Origin of the sequence: Allopusillimonas ginsengisoli (assembly GCF_004153455.1) — a bacterium.
Lineage (GTDB): Bacteria > Pseudomonadota > Gammaproteobacteria > Burkholderiales > Burkholderiaceae_B > Allopusillimonas > Allopusillimonas ginsengisoli.
The window spans coordinates 935,579-954,103 of sequence record NZ_SDQE01000001.1; the positions used below are offsets into that span (position 1 = coordinate 935,579).

At 59.8% G+C, this 18,525-nt stretch carries 15 protein-coding genes and 1 tRNA gene; 5 read left to right on the forward strand and 11 right to left on the reverse strand.

The genetic code is table 11. The annotated features are described in order from the left end of the window. Position 1 precedes the first annotated feature (1 nt). Entirely contained in the window at positions 2–1,531 is a 1,530-nt protein-coding gene (locus tag ERE07_RS04650; protein ID WP_209021090.1) for a peptidylprolyl isomerase, read from the reverse strand. Next, positions 1,528–3,909 carry an LPS-assembly protein LptD gene (locus tag ERE07_RS04655; protein WP_130007607.1) on the reverse strand — a complete coding sequence of 794 codons (2,382 nt, stop codon included), beginning with the start codon at positions 3,907–3,909 and terminating at the stop codon, positions 1,528–1,530. Before ERE07_RS04655 ends, ERE07_RS04650 begins: the two co-directional genes overlap by 4 nt. Positions 3,910–4,051: 142 nt before the next feature. Here ERE07_RS04655 and ERE07_RS04660 point away from each other — a divergent pair, with 142 nt between their 5' ends. From ERE07_RS04660 to ERE07_RS04670, 3 genes are all read left to right on the forward strand, one after another. Continuing rightward, positions 4,052–5,095 carry an aminoglycoside phosphotransferase family protein gene (locus ERE07_RS04660; protein WP_130007608.1) on the forward strand — a complete coding sequence of 348 codons (1,044 nt, stop codon included), beginning with the start codon at positions 4,052–4,054 and terminating at the stop codon, positions 5,093–5,095. Further along, positions 5,095–5,787: an N-acetylmuramate alpha-1-phosphate uridylyltransferase MurU gene (gene murU / locus ERE07_RS04665; RefSeq protein ID WP_130007609.1), complete on the forward strand. Its 693-nt coding sequence runs from the start codon at positions 5,095–5,097 to the stop codon at positions 5,785–5,787. The genes ERE07_RS04660 and murU overlap by 1 nt, the downstream gene beginning before the upstream one ends. Positions 5,788–6,041: 254 nt before the next feature. Next, the gene (locus ERE07_RS04670; protein WP_130007610.1) at positions 6,042–6,743 is read left to right on the forward strand and encodes a DUF6776 family protein; all 702 of its coding nucleotides are present in this window, start codon (positions 6,042–6,044) and stop codon (positions 6,741–6,743) included. Between the two features lie 16 nt (positions 6,744–6,759). On the opposite strand, the gene glnQ is transcribed toward ERE07_RS04670, so the two are convergent. From glnQ to ERE07_RS04705, 7 genes are all read right to left on the reverse strand, one after another. Then, a complete protein-coding gene (gene glnQ, locus ERE07_RS04675) occupies positions 6,760–7,488 on the reverse strand; it encodes a glutamine ABC transporter ATP-binding protein GlnQ (RefSeq protein ID WP_130007611.1) in 729 nt (242 codons plus the stop codon). Beyond that, a complete protein-coding gene (locus ERE07_RS04680) occupies positions 7,485–8,264 on the reverse strand; it encodes an ABC transporter permease subunit (RefSeq protein ID WP_425330955.1) in 780 nt (259 codons plus the stop codon). The genes glnQ and ERE07_RS04680 overlap by 4 nt, the downstream gene beginning before the upstream one ends. A 164-nt stretch (positions 8,265–8,428) precedes the next feature. After that, positions 8,429–9,193, reverse strand: coding sequence for a glutamine ABC transporter substrate-binding protein GlnH (glnH, locus tag ERE07_RS04685; protein WP_130007612.1), 765 nt, complete (start codon positions 9,191–9,193; stop codon positions 8,429–8,431). Between the two features lie 228 nt (positions 9,194–9,421). Then, positions 9,422–10,210, reverse strand: a complete 789-nt coding sequence (locus tag ERE07_RS04690; protein WP_130007613.1) for a MetQ/NlpA family ABC transporter substrate-binding protein — start codon at positions 10,208–10,210, stop codon at positions 9,422–9,424. An 81-nt stretch (positions 10,211–10,291) separates the two neighbouring features. Next, positions 10,292–10,951: a methionine ABC transporter permease gene (locus tag ERE07_RS04695; protein ID WP_130007614.1), complete on the reverse strand. Its 660-nt coding sequence runs from the start codon at positions 10,949–10,951 to the stop codon at positions 10,292–10,294. Further along, the gene (locus tag ERE07_RS04700; RefSeq protein WP_130007615.1) at positions 10,948–11,958 is read right to left on the reverse strand and encodes a methionine ABC transporter ATP-binding protein; all 1,011 of its coding nucleotides are present in this window, start codon (positions 11,956–11,958) and stop codon (positions 10,948–10,950) included. The genes ERE07_RS04695 and ERE07_RS04700 overlap by 4 nt, the downstream gene beginning before the upstream one ends. Positions 11,959–12,198: 240 nt before the next feature. Continuing rightward, a tRNA-Lys gene (locus tag ERE07_RS04705) sits at positions 12,199–12,274 on the reverse strand. 17 nt (positions 12,275–12,291) lie between these two features. Here ERE07_RS04705 and ERE07_RS04710 point away from each other — a divergent pair. Beyond that, positions 12,292–13,206 (forward strand): metallophosphoesterase, encoded by a 915-nt coding sequence (locus ERE07_RS04710; RefSeq protein WP_342366233.1) that lies wholly within the window; start codon positions 12,292–12,294, stop codon positions 13,204–13,206. 110 nt (positions 13,207–13,316) lie between these two features. On the opposite strand, the gene ERE07_RS04715 is transcribed toward ERE07_RS04710, so the two are convergent. Next, positions 13,317–15,533, reverse strand: coding sequence for a glycoside hydrolase family 31 protein (locus tag ERE07_RS04715; protein ID WP_130007616.1), 2,217 nt, complete (start codon positions 15,531–15,533; stop codon positions 13,317–13,319). Between the two features lie 117 nt (positions 15,534–15,650). Further along, complete coding sequence (mnmC, locus tag ERE07_RS04720; protein WP_130007617.1) at positions 15,651–17,528, reverse strand: bifunctional tRNA (5-methylaminomethyl-2-thiouridine)(34)-methyltransferase MnmC2/FAD-dependent 5-carboxymethylaminomethyl-2-thiouridine(34) oxidoreductase MnmC1; 1,878 nt, start codon at positions 17,526–17,528, stop codon at positions 15,651–15,653. Positions 17,529–17,625: 97 nt separating this feature from the next. Between mnmC and ERE07_RS04725 the strand changes: the two genes are divergently transcribed. Beyond that, positions 17,626–18,474 carry an inositol monophosphatase family protein gene (locus ERE07_RS04725; RefSeq protein ID WP_130007618.1) on the forward strand — a complete coding sequence of 283 codons (849 nt, stop codon included), beginning with the start codon at positions 17,626–17,628 and terminating at the stop codon, positions 18,472–18,474. Positions 18,475–18,525 lie beyond the last annotated feature (51 nt).

An 18,525-nucleotide genomic window follows, 5' to 3' on the forward strand; every position in this document is an offset into this window, starting at 1 on the left:
CTCAGCGCCTTCCGCTGTTCGACGACGGGTCGAGGCGGTTGTCGATATAGGCCTGTCCGCGAAGCTGGCTGAGCCAATCGTCGAATGCAGGCTCCAGACGGCGCTCGAACAGCGCCTGCCGCGCTTGCATGCGCTTGTACTCATCGCCCATATCTTTATTGCGACGCTCCAGCACCTGGATCAGGTGCCACCCGAATTGCGAGCGTATCGGCTCGCTGATCTGATTGGGCTGCAGCGAATTCATGACCTGCTCGAACGCAGGCACGGTTTCTCCTGGAGACAGCCAGCCCAGATCTCCGCCCTGCGGCGCGCTGGCGTCTTCGGAGTAGCGCTTGGCCAAATCAGCAAAATCCTCGCCATTGAGAATGCGCTGGCGCAGTTGCTCCAGACGTGTGCGCGCCTGTTCGTCCGACATCACCTGGGACACCTTGATCAGGATATGTCGCGCATGTGTTTGGGTCACCATCATGGGACCATCATGCTGCGCCGGCGCCTGCTGGCCTGCCAGTGTCGGCGGCCCTGCAGGCCTGGCCTGCGCGGGCGCGGGGGCAGCGGAAGGCTCGCCGCGCGTGAGCACCTTGAGAATATGAAAGCCGTTGCCACTTTGAACGATGTCGCTGATCTGTCCGGCAGCCAGATTGCGCGTGGCGTTGATAAAGAGATCAGGCCAGCCTTGCGTTGGCCGCACGCCAAGTACGCCGCCTTCAAGCGCTTGCGGACCATCCGACGAGGCCGCGGCCACGCCTGCAAAATCCGCACCGCCACGCACCTTGGCGAGCAGCGCTTCCGCCTTCTGCCTGAGTTGCTGGACTTGCGCGGACGAAGCGCCTTCGGGCACAGCGACCAGAATCTGCGCGATACCGAGCACGTCGGGGCCTGCCGACGCAGCAGGCGCCTGGGTCTGCGCAGGCGTCGAGCCTAGCAGCGGGCCACGGCTGCCCTGGTTTTTTTGATTGCGCAAATAGGCGTCGATCTCCGCATCGGAAATCTGAATGCTGCTGTCGACAGCGCGCTGGCGCAGCATATCCATGCGAACTTCTTGACGCAGGTTATCCAGATAAGCGTCCCACGTAACGCCGGATTTCTCGATCTCGGCGCGCAACTGCGCTTCGGTGAGTTTGTTGCGCTGCGCGATAGTCTGCACCGCGCGCTGGGCCTGGACATCCGTAACGCGTATACCGAGGCGATCCGCTTCCTGGCGTTCGAGCTCCTGGGTGATCATCCGCTGCAGCACCTGCTTTTGCAGTACGTCATCCGGGGGGATGGGGACGTTCTGCTGCTGCATCTGCTGGCGGGCCACCTGGGCCTGCGTGTCGAGCTGCCGCAATGTGATGACTTGCTTGTTCACGACCGCGGCAATGCCGTCGACGAATTGCCCCGATGACGAGGGTTCCGTCGGCGGGGCCACAGGCCTGGCGGTGCCGGCCGCGTTGGTGGGCTGTGCCGCCACCATGGTGGCCGGCAGGATCGCGCCCACCAGGCTAACCAGTATGGACGCTAGCCAGCGATTGACATGCAGACTACGCATTATTCATACCTCTCGAAGGTGGTTTTTTCTGATGTTGGGGGAGTGACGGATTCATAACCGATGATCCGGTCGCGCAGCAGGCTCATGGGATCTGACCCAAGCGAGCCGAGGCCGGCAAGCTCAAGCTGGAAGAACAGCGCCGTGTTGACGTCTTCTTTCGACACGGCATAACGCTGCATCACCATACGGGCTGTCCAGCAGCATTCGCCTTTGTACTCCAGGCCCAGGATGGATTGCGTGCCACGCTTTTCCTGTAAAGAATAATCAAAACGCCCCATGGCATAAAGCTTGCGGGTGAGCGGCCACTGGCCTCCCAAACTAACCTGCTCGCGCGTGCGGTCGTTTTCCGGATCGATAACCAGCATGGGATCTGCGATCAGGCGCGGGTCGCGCTCGTAGCGATAGGCCAGCGACACGGACGTGAGCCGTTGCGGGTTCCAGCGCAGCCCTGCGGACATGCGGTTGCGGTCCTTGGAGTCCGGATTCCATTGTGCATCGAAGCGGACATTCAGTGTATCGGTAAGCGCCGCCGAGGCGCCGAACAAATAATCAGACTTGTGATTGGTGCGCAGTTTTTCAGCACCCAGCGCTACTTTCTGGTCTTCAAAATACAGGCGCTGCGCCGCGGACAGCGACAGGCGCTCAAAGCCGCTTTCTTCGTCGAGCCAGCGCGAGGTCAGGCCGATCGTGACCTGGTTGGCGTTGGCGATGCGATCCCAGCCCCCCGAGAATATGTTCTCGCTGAATGCCTGGGCAAAATTGAACGACGCAATACTCGTGTCGTACACGGGAATCTCGGATTGGTCGCGATAAGGCACATTCAGGTAATAAACACGCGGCTCAAGGGTCTGGATGGCGTTATTGCCAAACAACGTGGTCTTGCGCTCGAAAGTCATGCCCGCATCCAGCGACATGATAGGCAGCACGCGCGATTGCGTATGCGGAAAACCCGCGTAGCGGGGAAGATCGCCGGGATACCAGTCAGTGTTGTACTGGCTCATGTGCAAGCCGACCTTGGGCGTTACATACCAGCCAGCGCGCACGATAGGATAGGCGAACGTTGTGTAGGACGAAAACCGCGTGCCGTCCGGCCCGCGATGAGTGTCGCGCCACTTGTCGAAAATCGGCCCCGAATACCGACCGGTATAAAACGGCATGCTGAACTTGGTTACATAGTTCTCGGACACCAGGTCGAAACCGCCCCAGTTGTAGCGGGCGCCACGAACATAGAGCTCGGGCAGTTTGTCGTACTGGGGTGTCGCGTAATAACCCGCTGTGGAATCCTGCAGCGTCTGGTATTTGTACGCGGAAAGCGAAGCGCTGAAATACTTCAGCCCGCTCCAGCTAACCCTTGCCGAGCTGGGCAGATAATTGAATGTTGATTCGGCGAGGCCAAAAGACGAAAAATCCCGGAAATAGTCATCATCGGATACACGGCGCACGTCGAACGCCGCCCGGAAGCCACCGCCCAGGTTCTGTTTGTGCTGAGCCATGAAAAGCCAGCGTTTCTCGCCAGTTTTGCTGTCGCTGGGCAAGTAGGTGCCATCCAGTTGCCCACTGTAGCCCCTGCCCAGATAGCGGAACTGGCCGCCCATCATCAGCCCGCGCTTGCTCAGATAGCGTGGCGTCAAAGTGGCATCGTAATTGGGCGCAAGGTTGAAGTAATAAGGCAGCGAAAACTCGAACCCGCTATTGGATGTGGTGCCATAGGTGGGCACCAGCAACCCCGATTTGCGCTCTTTCTTGACCGGGAATGTCAGATAAGGCGAATACAGAATGGGTACGTTCTTGAAATACAGCACGCCGTGCCGCGCGATGCCTTCGTTTTCGTCGAAATCCAGATCCACTTGCGGCGACGATATGTACCAGGCAGGATCCGGGCACGGACAACCCGCATAGGTGACATCGGTAAGCCGCATACGGCTTTTGCTGAAAATGTCGGCATGGCTTGCCACGCCGCTCCCCCCCGTGCCCCCGAGCCAGAAGTTCGGATCGTTGATTTCGCCGGAGTCTTTGTCGACGTTGAAGTCCAGCGAGGATCCTCGAACTATGCTGCCTTCGCGCATGATGAGGCCATTGCCCCGAACACGCGTTTGCCCGGTAGCGCGGTCGTAATCGATGTAATCGCCCTTGACCACCGCATCGTTGCGGCGCACCTCGGCGGAACCGGTAAGAATAATGCGGCCGTCTTCGTCGGTTTCCATTTTGTCGGCCACGGTAAAGGCAGACATGTCGTTATCGTTGAGCCTGTCGTGCAGTTGAAGCTTGGGGGCAATGGTGAGCCCGGCAGGCCGCGATAGCTCCGACGAGGCAGGCTGCTGTGCCTGCGCCGCCGGCAACCCGCCGATAGCGATTAATACTGCCCACCAGACCGAACGCACGAGGAAAAGGTCTCCAGAAAACAAACCATATTTTGGCACAGCCCCCCACACGGGGATTGGCAACCCGGTATTATAGAGAAGGCTCGGTAAGCGTGATTAAAGCATGCTCCGCCGGTTTTCGTCCCAGTCACTCGCCCCAAACATGAATCCTGTTACCAACCTAAGTACCGACACACGCCTTCTAGCGCTGCAACAATGGCTGAACGGCCTCGCCGGCCAGCATGAACTAGACATGTCCACTCTGGAACCTGCATCCAGCGACGCCAGCTTTCGCCGATATTTTCGGTTACAGGCCGGCCACGGCACGGTCATCGTCATGGATGCGCCACCGCCGCATGAAGACTGCGGACCTTTCGTTCATGTTACCCGCCTGTTGGCCGAAGCCGGCCTGAATGTGCCCACTGTCCTTGCTCAGAATCAGTCCGACGGTTTTTTGCTCCTGTCTGACCTTGGCCGCGTTACGTTTTATCAGGCTGTCCAGGCGGGCCTGGATGACGCCAGCCTGCAAACGCTGTATCGCGGCGCGCTGGGCGCACTGGTGCGCATGCAGCAGGCGAGCACCCAGGGCCTGCATGCCTTCGACGCCACCCGGCTGATGGAAGAACTTTCGGTGTTTCCTGAATGGTATGCCCAGACGCACTGCAATGCAGCACTCACTGATGCCGAGCAGACCATGTTGCGCGACACCTTTGCCATGCTGGTCGCCGATAACATCGGCCAGCCCAGTGTCCTGGTGCATCGCGATTTTCATTCGCCCAATTTGCTGGTGGATCAAAACACAGAGCAGCCCGGCATCATTGATTACCAGGATGCCCTGATCGGCCCCATTACCTACGATATTGCCTCGCTCGTCATGGACGCCCGCACCAGTTGGGAAGAACCGCAGCAACTTGACTGGGCCATACGCTATTGGGAAACCGCCCGCGCGCAAGGTTTGCCCGTTTCTCCGGATTTTGCGGCGTTCCACCGCGCCTACGAGTGGATGAGCCTGCAGCGCAACCTGCGAATTCTGGGCGTGTTTGCCCGCTTGTCTCACCGCGATAGCAAACACCATTATCTGGACCACATTCCGCGTGTCAGCGCCTATGTGCGCCAGGTCGCTTCCCGTTATGGGGTGTTCCGCCCCCTGATGCGCCTGCTGGACAAGCTCGAAGGCCGGCAGACCGCAACAGGGTTTACATTCTGATGCGTGCCATGATTCTGGCGGCGGGACGCGGCCAGCGCATGCGCCCGCTCACCGACGCGACGCCCAAGCCTTTACTCGAGGCGGGCGGCAAGCCGCTTATCGTATGGCACATAGAAAGGCTGGCTGCCGCGGGCATACGCGACATCATCATCAATCACGCTTGGCTTGGGGATCAAATTGAAGCCCTGCTGGGCAATGGCGCAAGGTGGGGCGTACGCATTCGCTATTCTCCCGAACCGGCGGGCGGGCTGGAAACCGCAGGCGGCATTGTCCAGGCCTTACCTTTTTTCAACGCCCAACCTTTCCTGGTCATCAACGGCGACGTCTGGTGCGACTGGGATCCCGCGCTGGCGCGAGGGATCGCCCAGGCGCGGCCGGATCCAGGCCTGCACGCCTGGTTACTGCTGGTGGATAACCCCGCGCAGCATCCCAAGGGCGACTTTATATTGCATCCCAACCAAACTGTTGGCGTTCCTGATGGCGCGTCACGCACACTTACCTTCGCCGGCATAGGCATTTACCGGCCTGACCTCTTCAGCGGCCTGCAGCCCGGCGTCTCGGCGCCCCTCGCCCCCTTGTTGCGACACGCAATGGCGGCCGGCAAAGTGACGGGCAGCCATCATGCCGGCCAATGGGAAGATATCGGCACACCCGAGCGGCTTGCGTTGCTGAATCAGCGCCTGGCTGGCTGATGCCGCTGCCCTTGGCAGCAGCACGGCAGGCACGTTACACTTTAACGTGCGCTTACACTGTGCTGTCCGTTTAAGCAGATCTTCAGGCGTCGAGACGGGCAGCAGCGTCAACGGGCAAAGTTATGTTTCAACATTTGCCAAATCGCAACCAGTGTTTCCTGCTACTGTCGCCTGTCCACAATCCAGTCTATCCTTTGCAGTTTTTCGCGAGGCGCTTACCCCGCCCCGTCGCGTGTCATCCAGGAAAAATACCTATGTTCGGTTCCTCCAAACGCCATGTATTCAAGCCTACGGCTTATGGAACAACGCGCCGCTCCCGGCGCATTCCGCGCTGGCTGGTGCTGATGCTCACTGGCGTCGTGCTGGGCGCGGGCGGCCTGCTGTTCCTGCAAAAAAGCTACGGCCCGCAACGGCTTACCGTTGAGCAGTCCGAGCAGTTGCATTACGATCTCAACAGCCTGAACATGGACAAGCAACGCCTGCAATCCGAGCTGAACCATCAAACCCGGGAACTGGCCGATGCCAAGGCCAGGCTGGCGTCACAGGAAAAGCAGTTGGCCCAGGCCAGGGAAACCGTCGAAACCCAAAAGAAAGACATCCTGATGTTTGCCGCCGCCATGCCGCCAGATCCCCGCGGGACATCGCCGGGCATCCGTGCCGCATCGTTCCACAACCAGGACGGCCAGCTGGTCTACGACGTACTGCTCATGCAAGACGAGAAAAAGGCATCGCGCTTTGCAGGCAATGCCGAAATGATCGTGGCAGGCACATATTCCAATGGGCGCGCCGGCAATATCAATTTGCCGCCCATCGATCTGTCGCTCGAACGGTATACCCAGCTCTCGGGGCAGGCCGATATGCCCCAAGGGTTCAGGCCCAGGCAGGTCGCCATCAAAATCCGGAGCGAAGGCTCACCCAAAGTGGTCGCCACGCGCACTCTGATCGTTCAGCGCTAAGTTCGCCCTTGCCAGATCACGCCACGTGCTGAAGGAAATCCTTCAGCCGCTGGCTGGGCGGGTTGGTCAGCAGCTCTGCCGGCGGCCCGTCTTCCGCGATCTTGCCTTCATCGATAAAAATCAGCCGCGTACCCACTTTGCGCGCGAATTCCATTTCGTGCGTGACCACCACCATGGTCATGCCTTCTTCGGCCACATCCTGCATCACGCGCAGAACTTCATGCCGCAGCTCGGGATCCAGCGCAGAAGTAGGCTCATCGAATAGCATCAGAATGGGTTTGATCGCCAGCGCGCGTGCAATGGCCACACGCTGCTGCTGGCCGCCCGAAAGCTGCCCGGGATAATGATCGACCCGGGCGCCCAGCCCCACTTTCTCGAGCAGGGCTACCGCCTCTTCGCGGGCCTTCTTTCTGGCGGCGCCACGCGTGTGGATAGGGCCAAACATCACATTTTCGAGCGCAGTCAGTTGCGGAAACAGATTGAACTGCTGGAACACCATGCCCGCTTCGCGCCGCAACTCGCGCACCTGCGCGCCTTTGCCCCGAACGCTCAGGCCGTTGACGACAATATCGCCTTCCTGGATCGTCTCCAGCACATTGATACAGCGCAGCAATGTGGACTTACCCGACCCTGACGGGCCCACAATCACGACAACCTCGCCTTTTTCAATGGTGAGATCGATGCCGTCCAGCACGGTGTTGGGGCCGAACCGCTTGGTCACGTTCTTGAATTCGACAATGCTCATACGATCTGTGTCCTGTGTTCAACAAACTTGAGCGTCGCGGCAATGAAGCCGGTAAGCAGCAAGTAGATGACTGCGACAGCGCCCCATATTTCGACCGACCGAAAATTGCTGGCAATGATTTCCTGCCCCTGGCGCGTCAGCTCAGCCACGCCAATCACGATAAACAGCGATGAATCCTTCAGGCTGATGATGCACTGGTTGCCCATCGCAGGAATCATGCGACGCAACGCCACCGGACCAATGATGTACAGCAGTATCTTGTAGAACGGCAGCCCCATGGCCTGACCTGCTTCTTTCAAGCCTTTGGGGACGGACTGCAGGGCGCCGCGCACAATTTCTGCGATGTAGGCGCCCGAATTGATGATCAGCGTAAAGATGGCGGCGGGAACCGCTTCGATACGCCAGCCGAAAATCAGCGGAACGGCAAAATAGATGAACATGACCTGCACAACAATAGGCGTGCCGCGTATCACCAGGATATAAAGCTGCGACAAGAACGACAGCGCAATCGGAATGTAGGCGGCAAAGCGCACCAGCAATGCAATGGCGATCGCCGCCTGCAGCGCCGTCCAGGCCCAATCCGGCACACCGGACAGGACGGTACTGCCTATCCATGACGCCAGCCTTGCCAACAGATACAGCACGACAATGGTCGCCACGGCGGCCAGTACCGTCTTCAGGGTTACCTGTACGCGCACGTACGTGGTCACAACCCCCGTCAAGAATCCAATGATCGTGCCGCCAATCAAACCCAGCAAGGTGATTTGTATTGTCAGCTTTGCGCCTTCCATGAGGCTGGGCATCGCCGCCCAGATGACAGACCAGTCGAAAGTCACGTTGATCGCCTCTAAAGTTGAACGCCGAACAAGAGCGGACGTTCGCAAACAAAAAACGGCGACCCAGTGCTGGCACCCGGTCGCCGTATCGCGTCAGTCTTGAGTTACTGAACCTTTGCGGCTTTTTCGCCGAACCACTTTGTGTAGAGTTCGTCGTACTTGCCGTTGTCCTGCAAAGCCTTGAGCGCCTTGTTCACGGTTGGCACCAGGTCGCTGCCCTTGGGGAATGCGATACCGTAGTAGTCGCCGCTCTTGAGCGCGCCAACCACCTTCACCCGACCTTTACCGCCCGTGTTGGCAAAGTACTGGACATTGGGCGTATCGTGCACGACGGCATCCACACGGCCAGTTGCCAGTTCAAGAAACGCGTTGTCAATGTTGGGAAATAGCTTGAGCTTGGCCTCGGGGACGTTTTCTTTGAGGAAATCAACCGTTGCCGTGCCGATCTTCACCGCCACCGTCTTGCCCTTGAGATCGTCGGCGGTCTTGATATCGCTGTTATCGTTGTTGACCAGAATGGCCAGGCCGCTTTCGTAGTAAGGGTCGGAAAAATCGATGACTTTCTTGCGATCATCACGGATCGTGATGCCGGCCAGCGCCGCATCCAGGTTACCCGTTTGCAGGCCGGGAATAATGCCATTGAAATCCATCGGACGAAGCTCGTACTTCAGGTTGGCTTCCTGGGCGATCGCTTCCCACAATTCGATATCGAAACCCGTGTATTTGCCGTCTTGCTTGAACTCGAAAGGCACGAATGCGGTATCGGTGGCGACCAGCAGGGTCTTGTCCTGGGCCATCGCGTTCGTGGCGGGCAGTGCCAGCGCAAGCGTCAGCCCGGCGAGGATTGCTTTAACTTTATTTTTGAGCATAACGACTCCTTTAAAAGCGCAATGGTAACCGATACCAGCTTCAACACCGCTGAAAACCCGCCCTGACAGGCACTAAAACAGACGGGTTTTAAGGGAAATCCCCAAACAAAACCGGTTTGGCCATGGCCACCAAAGCCCCGAAATCCGACTAGTCGAATTTCGTGCAGTTGCGTCACCGCAGGCGCCCACCCGTTGCGTGGGCGCTAGTCTACGGGGAGGAAAACAGCCTTAGAAGGCGGGAACGATGGCTCCCTTGTAGTGCTCCAGAATGTAGGTCTTGATATCGTCGCTATTCAGCGCGGCCACCAGTTTCTTGACGGCAGGATCGTCCTTTTTGGCTTCTGTGGTCACAATAATGTTGGCATAGGGCGAATCGGACCCTTCAATGAACAGCGCATCCTGAGTGGGGTTCAGGCCGGCTTCCAGGGCATAGTTGGTATTGATAAGTGCCAGGTCTACGTCTGGCAATACGCGCGGCAGCGTCGCGGCTTCCAGCTCACGGAATTTCAGCTTTTTGGGGTTGTCGACCACATCACGTGACGTGGCCAGGATGTTGCTGGGATCCTTGAGCTTGATCAGGCCCTGCTTTTGCAGCAGCAACAGTGCGCGTGCACCATTGGAAGGGTCGTTAGGCAAGGCAACTTGCGCGCCTTCCTTCAGGTCTTTGATGTCTTTGATCTTGTCGGAGTATGCGCCGAAAGGCTCTACATGCACCTGGCCCACCGTCACCAGCTTGGAGCCGTGCTCTTTGTTGAATGAGTCCAGATAAGGCTGATGCTGGAAAAAATTGACATCAATCTGGCCTTCGGCCACTTGCTGATTGGGTTGCACATAGTCGGTGAATACCTTGATATCCAGATCGACACCTTCTTTGGCCAGCACGGGCTTGACGCGTTCGAGCAGTTCGGCGTGCGGAACCGGCGTAGCGGCCACGCTGAGCTTTTCGGCCTGTGCGGGCGCCGCCACCAGTACCGCAACGCCCAGTGCCAGGGCAGGAACAAAATGCTTGAGAAACATGAGCGACTCCTGAAAGAGACTGTTTATCTACCAAATAAATGCATTGGAAAAGGCTGGCCGGCATGCCGGCTTGCCCAAGGTTTATTTTCGATTCAACTTGGCAACGAGCTTGTCGCCAAATACTTGTAGCAGTTGGACCAGCACGACAAGGATAACCACGGTTACGACCATGACATCGGTCTGGTAGCGTTGGTATCCGAAGCGCAGCGCCAAGTCACCCAGCCCCCCGCCCCCGATCACGCCCGACATGGCCGAATAGCCGACCAGCGCGATCGCCGTGACGATGATGGCCGCAACGATGCCGGTGGTGGCTTCGGGTACAAGCGCCATCAGGACGGTCTGACGGGAATTGGCGCCCATCGCGCGACAAGCTTCCGAGACACCCGGATCCAGTTCCCGCAATACGTTTTCCACCAGGCGCGCAAAGAACGGCGCCGCACTGACCACCAGCGGGGGCACGGCCCCCTGCACGCCCAGCGAGGTGCCTGCCAGAATCCGCGTCATGGGAATCATGACAATCAGCAAGATCAGAAAGGGGACGGAACGCAGCACGTTGACCACGAAGGACATCACGTGGTAGATGGGCGCATTCTCTATCATCTGGCCTTTGCTGGTCAAGAATAGCAGCACGCCCAGCGGAAGGCCAATCACAACCGTGAACAGCAGCGAGAACCCTGTCATCAATAGCGTATCTACTGTGGCCTCGAGCATGAGCGGCCAGTCTATGTTTGCAAGCATCATGGCCGAAGCACCTCGCACTCTATGCCCTCTGCCGCCAGCATCGCGGCGAGGCGCTGCAGCCCCTCCGCCCTTCCCTGTGCGGAGACGACCAGTTGTCCATAGGGCGTACCCTTGATGCTGCCTACCGAGCCCTGGAGAATACTGAGGTCTACACCCAGCTCCCTGCTGACACGGCTCATCATAGGCTGTATGGTGGCGTCGCCACGAAAACTCAGTCTGAACAATCGGCCACCAATTCCTTGCGCCATATCGCGCCAGCCATCGGCGTCCATGCCGCTTTCGGACAGCAAGGACTGGGTCACGGCATGTTGAGGATGCAGAAAAACATCCAGCACGTCGCCCTCTTCGACAATACGGCCGGCCTCGATCACTGCCACCTTGTCGCACACCGTGCGGATCACATCCATACCGTGAGTGATCAGCACAATCGTGAGCCCCAGACGCTTGTTGATGTCCAGCAGCAGGCGCAGAATGGACTGCGTGGTTTCGGGATCCAGCGCAGAGGTGGCCTCATCGCATAACAGCAGTTCGGGACGATTGGCCAATGCACGGGCAATGCCTACCCGCTGTTGCTGGCCACCCGACAACTGCCGGGGATACTTGGTCGTATGCTCGGAAAGCCCCACGAGGTCCAGGACTTCGTTGGCGCGGGCGGTTTGCGCGGCACGGTCCAGCCCCGCCAGCCGCAAGGGGAAGCGCACGTTATCGAGCACCGTGCGTGATCGCAGCAAGTTGAAATGCTGGAACACCATGCCAACGCGCTGCCGGTATTCCCTCAATTGCGCGTCGCTATACTGGGTAATGTCCTGGCCGCGCACCAGTACTCGCCCTTCGGAAGGGCGTTCCAGCAGATTCAGCATGCGTATGAGCGTGCTCTTGCCGGCCCCCGAGCGACCAATAATGCCAAACACCTCGCCTTGGGCTATATGCAGGTCCACCCCAGCAAGCGCGTGGGAAACACGGCCCGGCGATGCATAGGTCTTGTGAATATTTTCTAGACGGATCAAGATGGAAGACGGTGAAAAATCGGGAAGTCCAGTGGCGGTGGCAATTTGGCACAGCAACCGCACTGTGAAGCCGCTTAATTTAACATAAGCACTTGTTGTATTCTGGAACTTGCTTATAGCCGGCAGGCATGACAACCGATCCAAATTGGATACCCCACCCGCTGGCGCCAGGCAGGCTTTGCATGAGCAAACCAAGATACAAAAAAAAGGGCTGCATGATATGCAGCCCTCCGGTATCAGTGGTGGGTCGTGCGCGGCTCGAACGCGCGACCAACGGATTAAAAGTCCGGTGCTCTACCAACTGAGCTAACGACCCAACCGAAGGGCGAGATTATGACGTGTTTGAAAAACCCTGTCAAACCAGCACAGTCCGTTGCAGATATCCGCAACCCAAACGTCGTGCGGCTACGCATATTGTCTGACCTGCATTTAGGCCAGGCCGGGCTGGCGCTGCCCCCGGCACAGGCAGACGTTGTGGTGCTGGCCGGGGACATCAGCCGCCCACAAGCGGCGGTCGACTGGGCGCTTTCATCCTTCGACATACCGGTGCTCTATGTGCCCGGCAATCACGAGTTCTACGGCAATGCGATCGGCCGCACGCTGGATGCGCTGCGGCGCCTCACCGAAGGCACGCATGTCCATCTGCTGGATAACAACGAGATCACGCTGCATGGTGTGCGGTTCCTGGGCAGCACCCTATGGAGCAATTTTGACCTGCAGGGCCCGACGGAACGCGAGCTGGCCATCCATCAGGCCCAGGCGCTGATCCGCGATTTCAGCCGCATCGAGTCCGATGTCACGCCTGGCACACCATTCTCGCCTGCCGATATGGAAGCGCTCTTCGCCCGCAACCTGGCCTGGCTCAGCCAACAGCTCGAAGAAGGCCCCTCAGCGAACGACATGCCCACGGTCGTCATTACCCATCACGCCCCCTCTAAGCGCAGTATTCACCCGCGCTTTGCAGGATCGCCGATCAATGCCTGTTTTGTGTCAGACTGCGAACCCCTGATGGGCAGTGAACGCGCGGCCCTGTGGATACACGGGCACACACACGACAGTTTCGATTACAACGTAAAAGGAACCCGCGTGATCTGCAATCCCAGGGGCTACATACGTGATGGCGTGCTGGAAAATGCCCGGTTCAACCCCGTCTTGACGGTAGATGTCGCCGCACCGGCGCATCGCAACCCGGCGCCCGAAGCCGCTATGCGGCGCCAGCGAAATGAACGGCCTGGCGACCGCGGATGACTGTCGCCCCAAGGGTGGCCATCCGTCAGACAAAAATATCCATCGCCTGACGCATGGCCAATATTCAGCGGCCGCCCATCGCAGGGCGGTCAACGGCCAGCGACAACGGGCTAGCGTGCGCGTGAAATCCGGACTTCTGCCCCGCGGCGCTTGACCTCCAGGCCTTCGGAGGGCAGGATCCGCAGCCCTTCAAGGCCCTTAATGTAGCTGGAGCCCTGCATTTGCATGACACGAATCTTGTTACGCATCACCACCGGGCTGTTCTCGGGCATACCGAACATCCAGACCTCGTCGAGGATGCGGGCCGAATTGAACTCGCCAGCATGCTGCGCGTTAGGCCCCAGGCAAAGCATATGCCCCTCGCGGCCAAAGAGCGGCAGCGTGTCCAGGCCAGCTTCGACGGTCCAGGTTGTTCCGCCTTCGTAGCGCCAACCGGTGTTCAGATCCCACCAGGCATCGCCCTTGGGCAGATAGACCTTGACCTGCTTGCCTGGCTGCAGAACGGGCGCCACGAGCAAGGCAGGGCCCAGCAGATACTGGGTGTCCCAGGCCTGAGCGACGGGATCTCCGGGGAAGGCCAGCGCCATGGAGCGCTGGACAGGCAGCCCAGAGCGCACCGCATCTTCGATGATCCCCAGAACATAAGGCACCAGGCGGTAGCGCCACTGCAGCCAGTGGCGGACGAGCTCCTGAGTGCTTGCATCGAAGGCCGAGGGCAGCAATTGCGGTGAAGCCTGGAAGCTGAAATTGGCCGAGAATACGCACATGGCCAGCCAGCGGATATAAAGCTCTGGCGTCATGTCCCCCACGGGGTGCAGGGCCGAGCCCAAGGTATGCGTTTGCACAGAAATGCCGCTGTCACCCAGCGAGAGCGAGGTGCGCAGCGTATGTTCGAGCGCTTCCCAGTTGTTGCCGGTACGGGGGCCACTTTGCCAGGCAAAACGTTGCGCCGACGGGAAAAGATCCCGGCTGCAGATCACACCCTCTTGGGGCGTCTTGTGGCCAGCGACCGCCTCGAACAGTGCGCGGCGGGCCAGCAGCGGATAGATGGTGCGCAGCACCGCGCCGCTTTCCCCGCCACGCGCGGTAATCCCGTCGGGTATATCAAACTGCGCATTGCACACGGGCGCTGTCAGCCCTTCATCCACGCACTGGCGTTGACGCTCTGCCCATAATTTGTAGACGTCCTTGTTGGTGAGATCCAGCAGGCCGAAGCGCCGCCCGCCTGTAACTTCGTTGCCGTCAAATATGTGGGCATCACCATTGTCGTTGATCAGCAGCCAGCCCCTGTCCTCCCATTCTGAGAACAGCTCGGTATCGGCAGGCACGCCCGGATAGGTTGACACGGCCAGCTGCAGATTGCTGGCCTCGCATCGGCTGACAAGGTCGCGCACGTCTGGCACCCGGGATGGCTCCCACTCGAACGCGGGCTTGTCTGCCAGAAACCCAAATGGCGCAGGCGGCGCCAGATTGACAACATCCAGGCCCCACTGCTGTTCACGGAAGGACTGGGCCACCTGCAGGATGTCCTGGGTAGACTGCCCCGGCGCCTGATCCAGCCACACCCCCATGGGCGCCAGACCCGGCTGGCCCGCGCGGCCGGTGAGCGCGGTGTACTGATTGAGGATCTCGGCCGGCTCGCCCACGAAAAGAAACATATCCAGCACGGCATCGTGCAGCGTGACCTGATAGAGATCGGCATCTGCGTGGCCCAGATCATGTTCAACGCGAGCCAGGGTGTTGAAGTACAGCCCCCAGCCCTTGGTGCTCCAGACCAGTGGCAGCACGCGGCATGCAGGGTCGTCTGAGACCAGGCGTACGCCGCGTCGGTCGAGGTCGCCGCCGGATTCCCCGGCGCCGTGCAGGGCGTCATCGCCGTCCAGTTCTGCACAGAAGTGCCAAACCGGCGCGTCGCCGTCCAGGGCACACGCCAGGGTAGCGTCGTCGCTGGTCGAAAAAAGCAGTTCATCCCCGCGCGATACAGAGAATCGGAAGGGGTCGCAAAAGATTTCGAGCAGTACATCACCCTGCTCCAGCCGCCACCCCTGGCCCGGCGCGCCAGGGTCGGAGCTGAGGGAGAGCTCGCCGACCGCCTCCTGGCGGGCCAGCAGCATCTCTGCCTGAGCACGTGCCCGTTGGCTGGGTTTTTCGGGATGCAAGGCACCTGGTCGACCGCAACGCAGGCGGTAGACACCGGGAGCATGAGTTTCAACCTCAAGTTGCAGCCCCATTTCAGACAGGGAGAACTCGGCGCGCGTCGATTTGGACGTTACAAAGTCCAGCGAAACAAGTTGCGTCACGTGAGCAAGATCAGACTTGGGCGGCACAGCGCAATCCTTAGGGGCTAACGCCCAAAAACGTTCAAAAGTCATTATTTTGACGGATTTGAGCCACAAAATAAAATCGCGCTAGTTTTTCGGCTTTTTCAGAAAGTGAAAAAGCGATCAACGGGCAGCGATTTTTGCTAGCAATTCCCGTTCCAGGGGAAGAGGTTCGCGATTCAGCGTGGCACCAATCACATCACCCGCCAGGCCAGACCAGCTCAGCCCTCGGGAACCGTAAGCACAGGCCAGCCACAGCCCGGTACGCCCGCCAACGGGGCCGATCAGCGGCAGCCTGTCGTTCACTGCCGCACGCCAACCTGCCCAACCTCCCTGGGTCGGCACATCGGCCAGCGCACCCACCGGCATGCCCAGCAAGGCCTCCAGCTTATCGCATATTTGGCGACGGCCCGATTCTGTTACATCGGCCCCCTTATCATCCAGCACATAAGTGCTTCCTGCAAGCTGGCGGCCTTCCAGAGCGGGCAAGATGTAACCTGCGCCGGCCAGAATAGTGCGGGAATTCGGCACATCGCCCTCGCAATAATAGCTAACCTGGCCAGCCATGCCGTATATACCGCGCAGACCCGGCAGGTCCGGCATGGCTGGCATGCCCGAAACCGAACCCATCAGTTGGGCTGCATGACGAGCGTTGGCCAGCACGACCTGCGGCGCCTGACCCAGCACACACCCATTTTCGTCCATGGCGGCCCACTGACCATGTTCATCACGCCGCAAGGCTGCGATGGTCGCCGCATGGCACTGCACCCCCGGTCGTCCCAGCAACGCCTCGAGCAACGGGGCCAGTCGCACACATTGGCCGTGAGGAAAAAACAAGCCCCCCTTGCGCAGCGGCAAACCTGCCTGCCGTGACGCCTGGTCGGCGTCGAGCCAGCGCACCCAGGTTTCAGGAAACCGCAAAAACGCCAGCGCTTCACGCCGAGCTCGCGCATCATCCTCATCCAGGGCCAAGTCCAGGGTACCGCAGGACAGCAGTGGCTGACCGGGCAGGCTCCCCCAGCGCTGCAGGGCGCGCAGCACGCCCGCACGACTCAAACGGGCCCGTATGTCGTCGTCCCGGCTGATGACCGGCGACAGCGCGGCGGCATGATGACCACGATGGCTGGCCGCCAATCCAAGTTCAAAGACGGGATCGAAGACATGGGCCTCGTGCCCCCGCAAGGCCAGCGAATGGGCCACGCCTGCCCCGGCAAGCCCTCCCCCAACAATCAATACCGGTTGCGGCGCGGCCACCCCCGGCGGCTCACGCCGCCGCCCCAGCTCGGGCCTGAGCCGCGCGATGGTGATTTCGCGTTTTCCGTTAAAGCCCGGCGCCTTTTGAACCAGAAAGCCGGCGTCACGCAAATCGCGACGCATCTGCCCGACACAGCACCATGTTGCGACGGTCGCGTCTTTCGCGGCCAAGCGCGTCAATTGCCCAAACACCGCAGGCGTCCACATGTCCGGGTTGACCCGCGGGGCAAAGCCGTCGAGAAAAAAGGCGTCAACCTGTGCCTGCACCTGGCGCAGCACGCGGGAAACCGGCCCGAAAGCCAGTGTCAGCGTGAGCGCCCCACCCTCAAACTCCAGCCTGTGCATGCCCGGCAACAGCGGTGGCCAGGCATCCACCAACGCCAGCGCGAGTTGCCGCATCGCGCCGTCGTGCTGCCGCAACAACAACCGGTGCAGGTCCTCGCGCTCGAAAGGGTGCGCCTCGATCGACACCATGTGGAGCCGGGCGGGCCGGTTGGCGTCGCTGCGCCATGCCTGCCACAGCGCCAGAAAATTGTTGCCCAGGCCAAACCCCGTCTCGCAAACAGTAAACGACGCAAGGCCACGCCAGCGTTCGTGCAGACGGTTGCCGCCGATGAAGATATTGCGCGCCTGCTGTATTGCACCCGCCTGCGGATGATAGATATCCCCATAATGACGGCTCATTGGAATGCCATGCGCATCCAGGGCGGGTTCTGCGGGGACAAGAGGTTCGTAATTGCAAGACATGGCTCGGTAACGCAAATTGAAAAACCATCACGTACAATGCACGTGAACGAGCGCAATGCTCAGAGCCCGCAAGCTCATGGAGGGGCCTTTACCAGTTATGCAATCAACCCGTCTTCCACTCAGCGACTGCCTGGACGCAGCCGTCACCGCTGCCCACGCCGCTGCCGCTATTTTACAAGCCTACTCCCGTAACCGGGCCGAGCTGGTCATAGACACCAAGACCCGCAACGACTTGGTCTCGCAGGCGGATCGCGAATCCGAAGAAGCCGTCATCAACATCCTGCGTGAACGCACGCCAGACTACGGCATTGTCGCCGAAGAAAGCGGCGGCCAAACGTCGGGGGCGGCTTCCTGGTATATCGACCCGCTCGACGGCACCACCAACTTTCTGCATGGCATACCCCAGTATGCGGTTTCCATCGCGCTTATTGCCCATGCCGGCAGCATCGTCGATGGCGACACGCCGCTAGAGCGCGACACGCCCGTGATCGGCGTTGTGTACGACCCGTGCCGCGAAGAACTGTTCACCGCCATGTACGGCGTCGGGGCGTGGCTCAACGAGCGCCGTATCAATGTATCATCCGCCCCGAACCTGGCCGAATCGGTAATCGGCACCGGCTTCCCCTTCCGCGATTTTTCCTTTGCGGATCAGTACATGCCAACCCTGAATCATGCCATCAGCAATACGCGGGGCGTGCGCCGGCTGGGCGCGGCTGCGCTCGATCTGGCCTGGGTTGCCTGTGGCCGCTACGACGGCTACTGGGAAATGGGCCTGGCCCCCTGGGACGTAGCGGCAGGCACGGTCATTGTCCGCGAGGCTGGCGGCATCTGCGAAGATATCCATCATCGCGATCCCTGGCCCATCAAGGGGTATGTCTATGCCGGCAACCCACAAACCGCCCCGGCCCTCGACGCAATGATTCAGCCGCACCTGAAGAAAGACTAGAATACGGAGAAGCATTCGCACGCGATATTTCCTGAACCTCTTACAGGACAC

Bases quoted from the DNA above. Each gene is read 5' to 3' on its own strand.
- ERE07_RS04670 (WP_130007610.1), top strand. From the start codon at position 6,042: ATGTTCGGTTCCTCCAAACGCCATGTATTCAAGCCTACGGCTTATGGA.
- glnQ (WP_130007611.1), bottom strand. From the start codon at position 7,488: ATGAGCATTGTCGAATTCAAGAACGTGACCAAGCGGTTCGGCCCCAAC.
- murU (WP_130007609.1), top strand. From the start codon at position 5,095: ATGCGTGCCATGATTCTGGCGGCGGGACGCGGCCAGCGCATGCGCCCG.
- ERE07_RS04725 (WP_130007618.1), top strand. From the start codon at position 17,626: ATGCAATCAACCCGTCTTCCACTCAGCGACTGCCTGGACGCAGCCGTC.
- ERE07_RS04660 (WP_130007608.1), top strand. From the start codon at position 4,052: ATGAATCCTGTTACCAACCTAAGTACCGACACACGCCTTCTAGCGCTG.
- ERE07_RS04695 (WP_130007614.1), bottom strand. From the start codon at position 10,951: ATGATGCTTGCAAACATAGACTGGCCGCTCATGCTCGAGGCCACAGTA.
- ERE07_RS04690 (WP_130007613.1), bottom strand. From the start codon at position 10,210: ATGTTTCTCAAGCATTTTGTTCCTGCCCTGGCACTGGGCGTTGCGGTA.
- mnmC (WP_130007617.1), bottom strand. From the start codon at position 17,528: ATGTCTTGCAATTACGAACCTCTTGTCCCCGCAGAACCCGCCCTGGAT.
- glnH (WP_130007612.1), bottom strand. From the start codon at position 9,193: ATGCTCAAAAATAAAGTTAAAGCAATCCTCGCCGGGCTGACGCTTGCG.
- ERE07_RS04710 (WP_342366233.1), top strand. From the start codon at position 12,292: ATGACGTGTTTGAAAAACCCTGTCAAACCAGCACAGTCCGTTGCAGAT.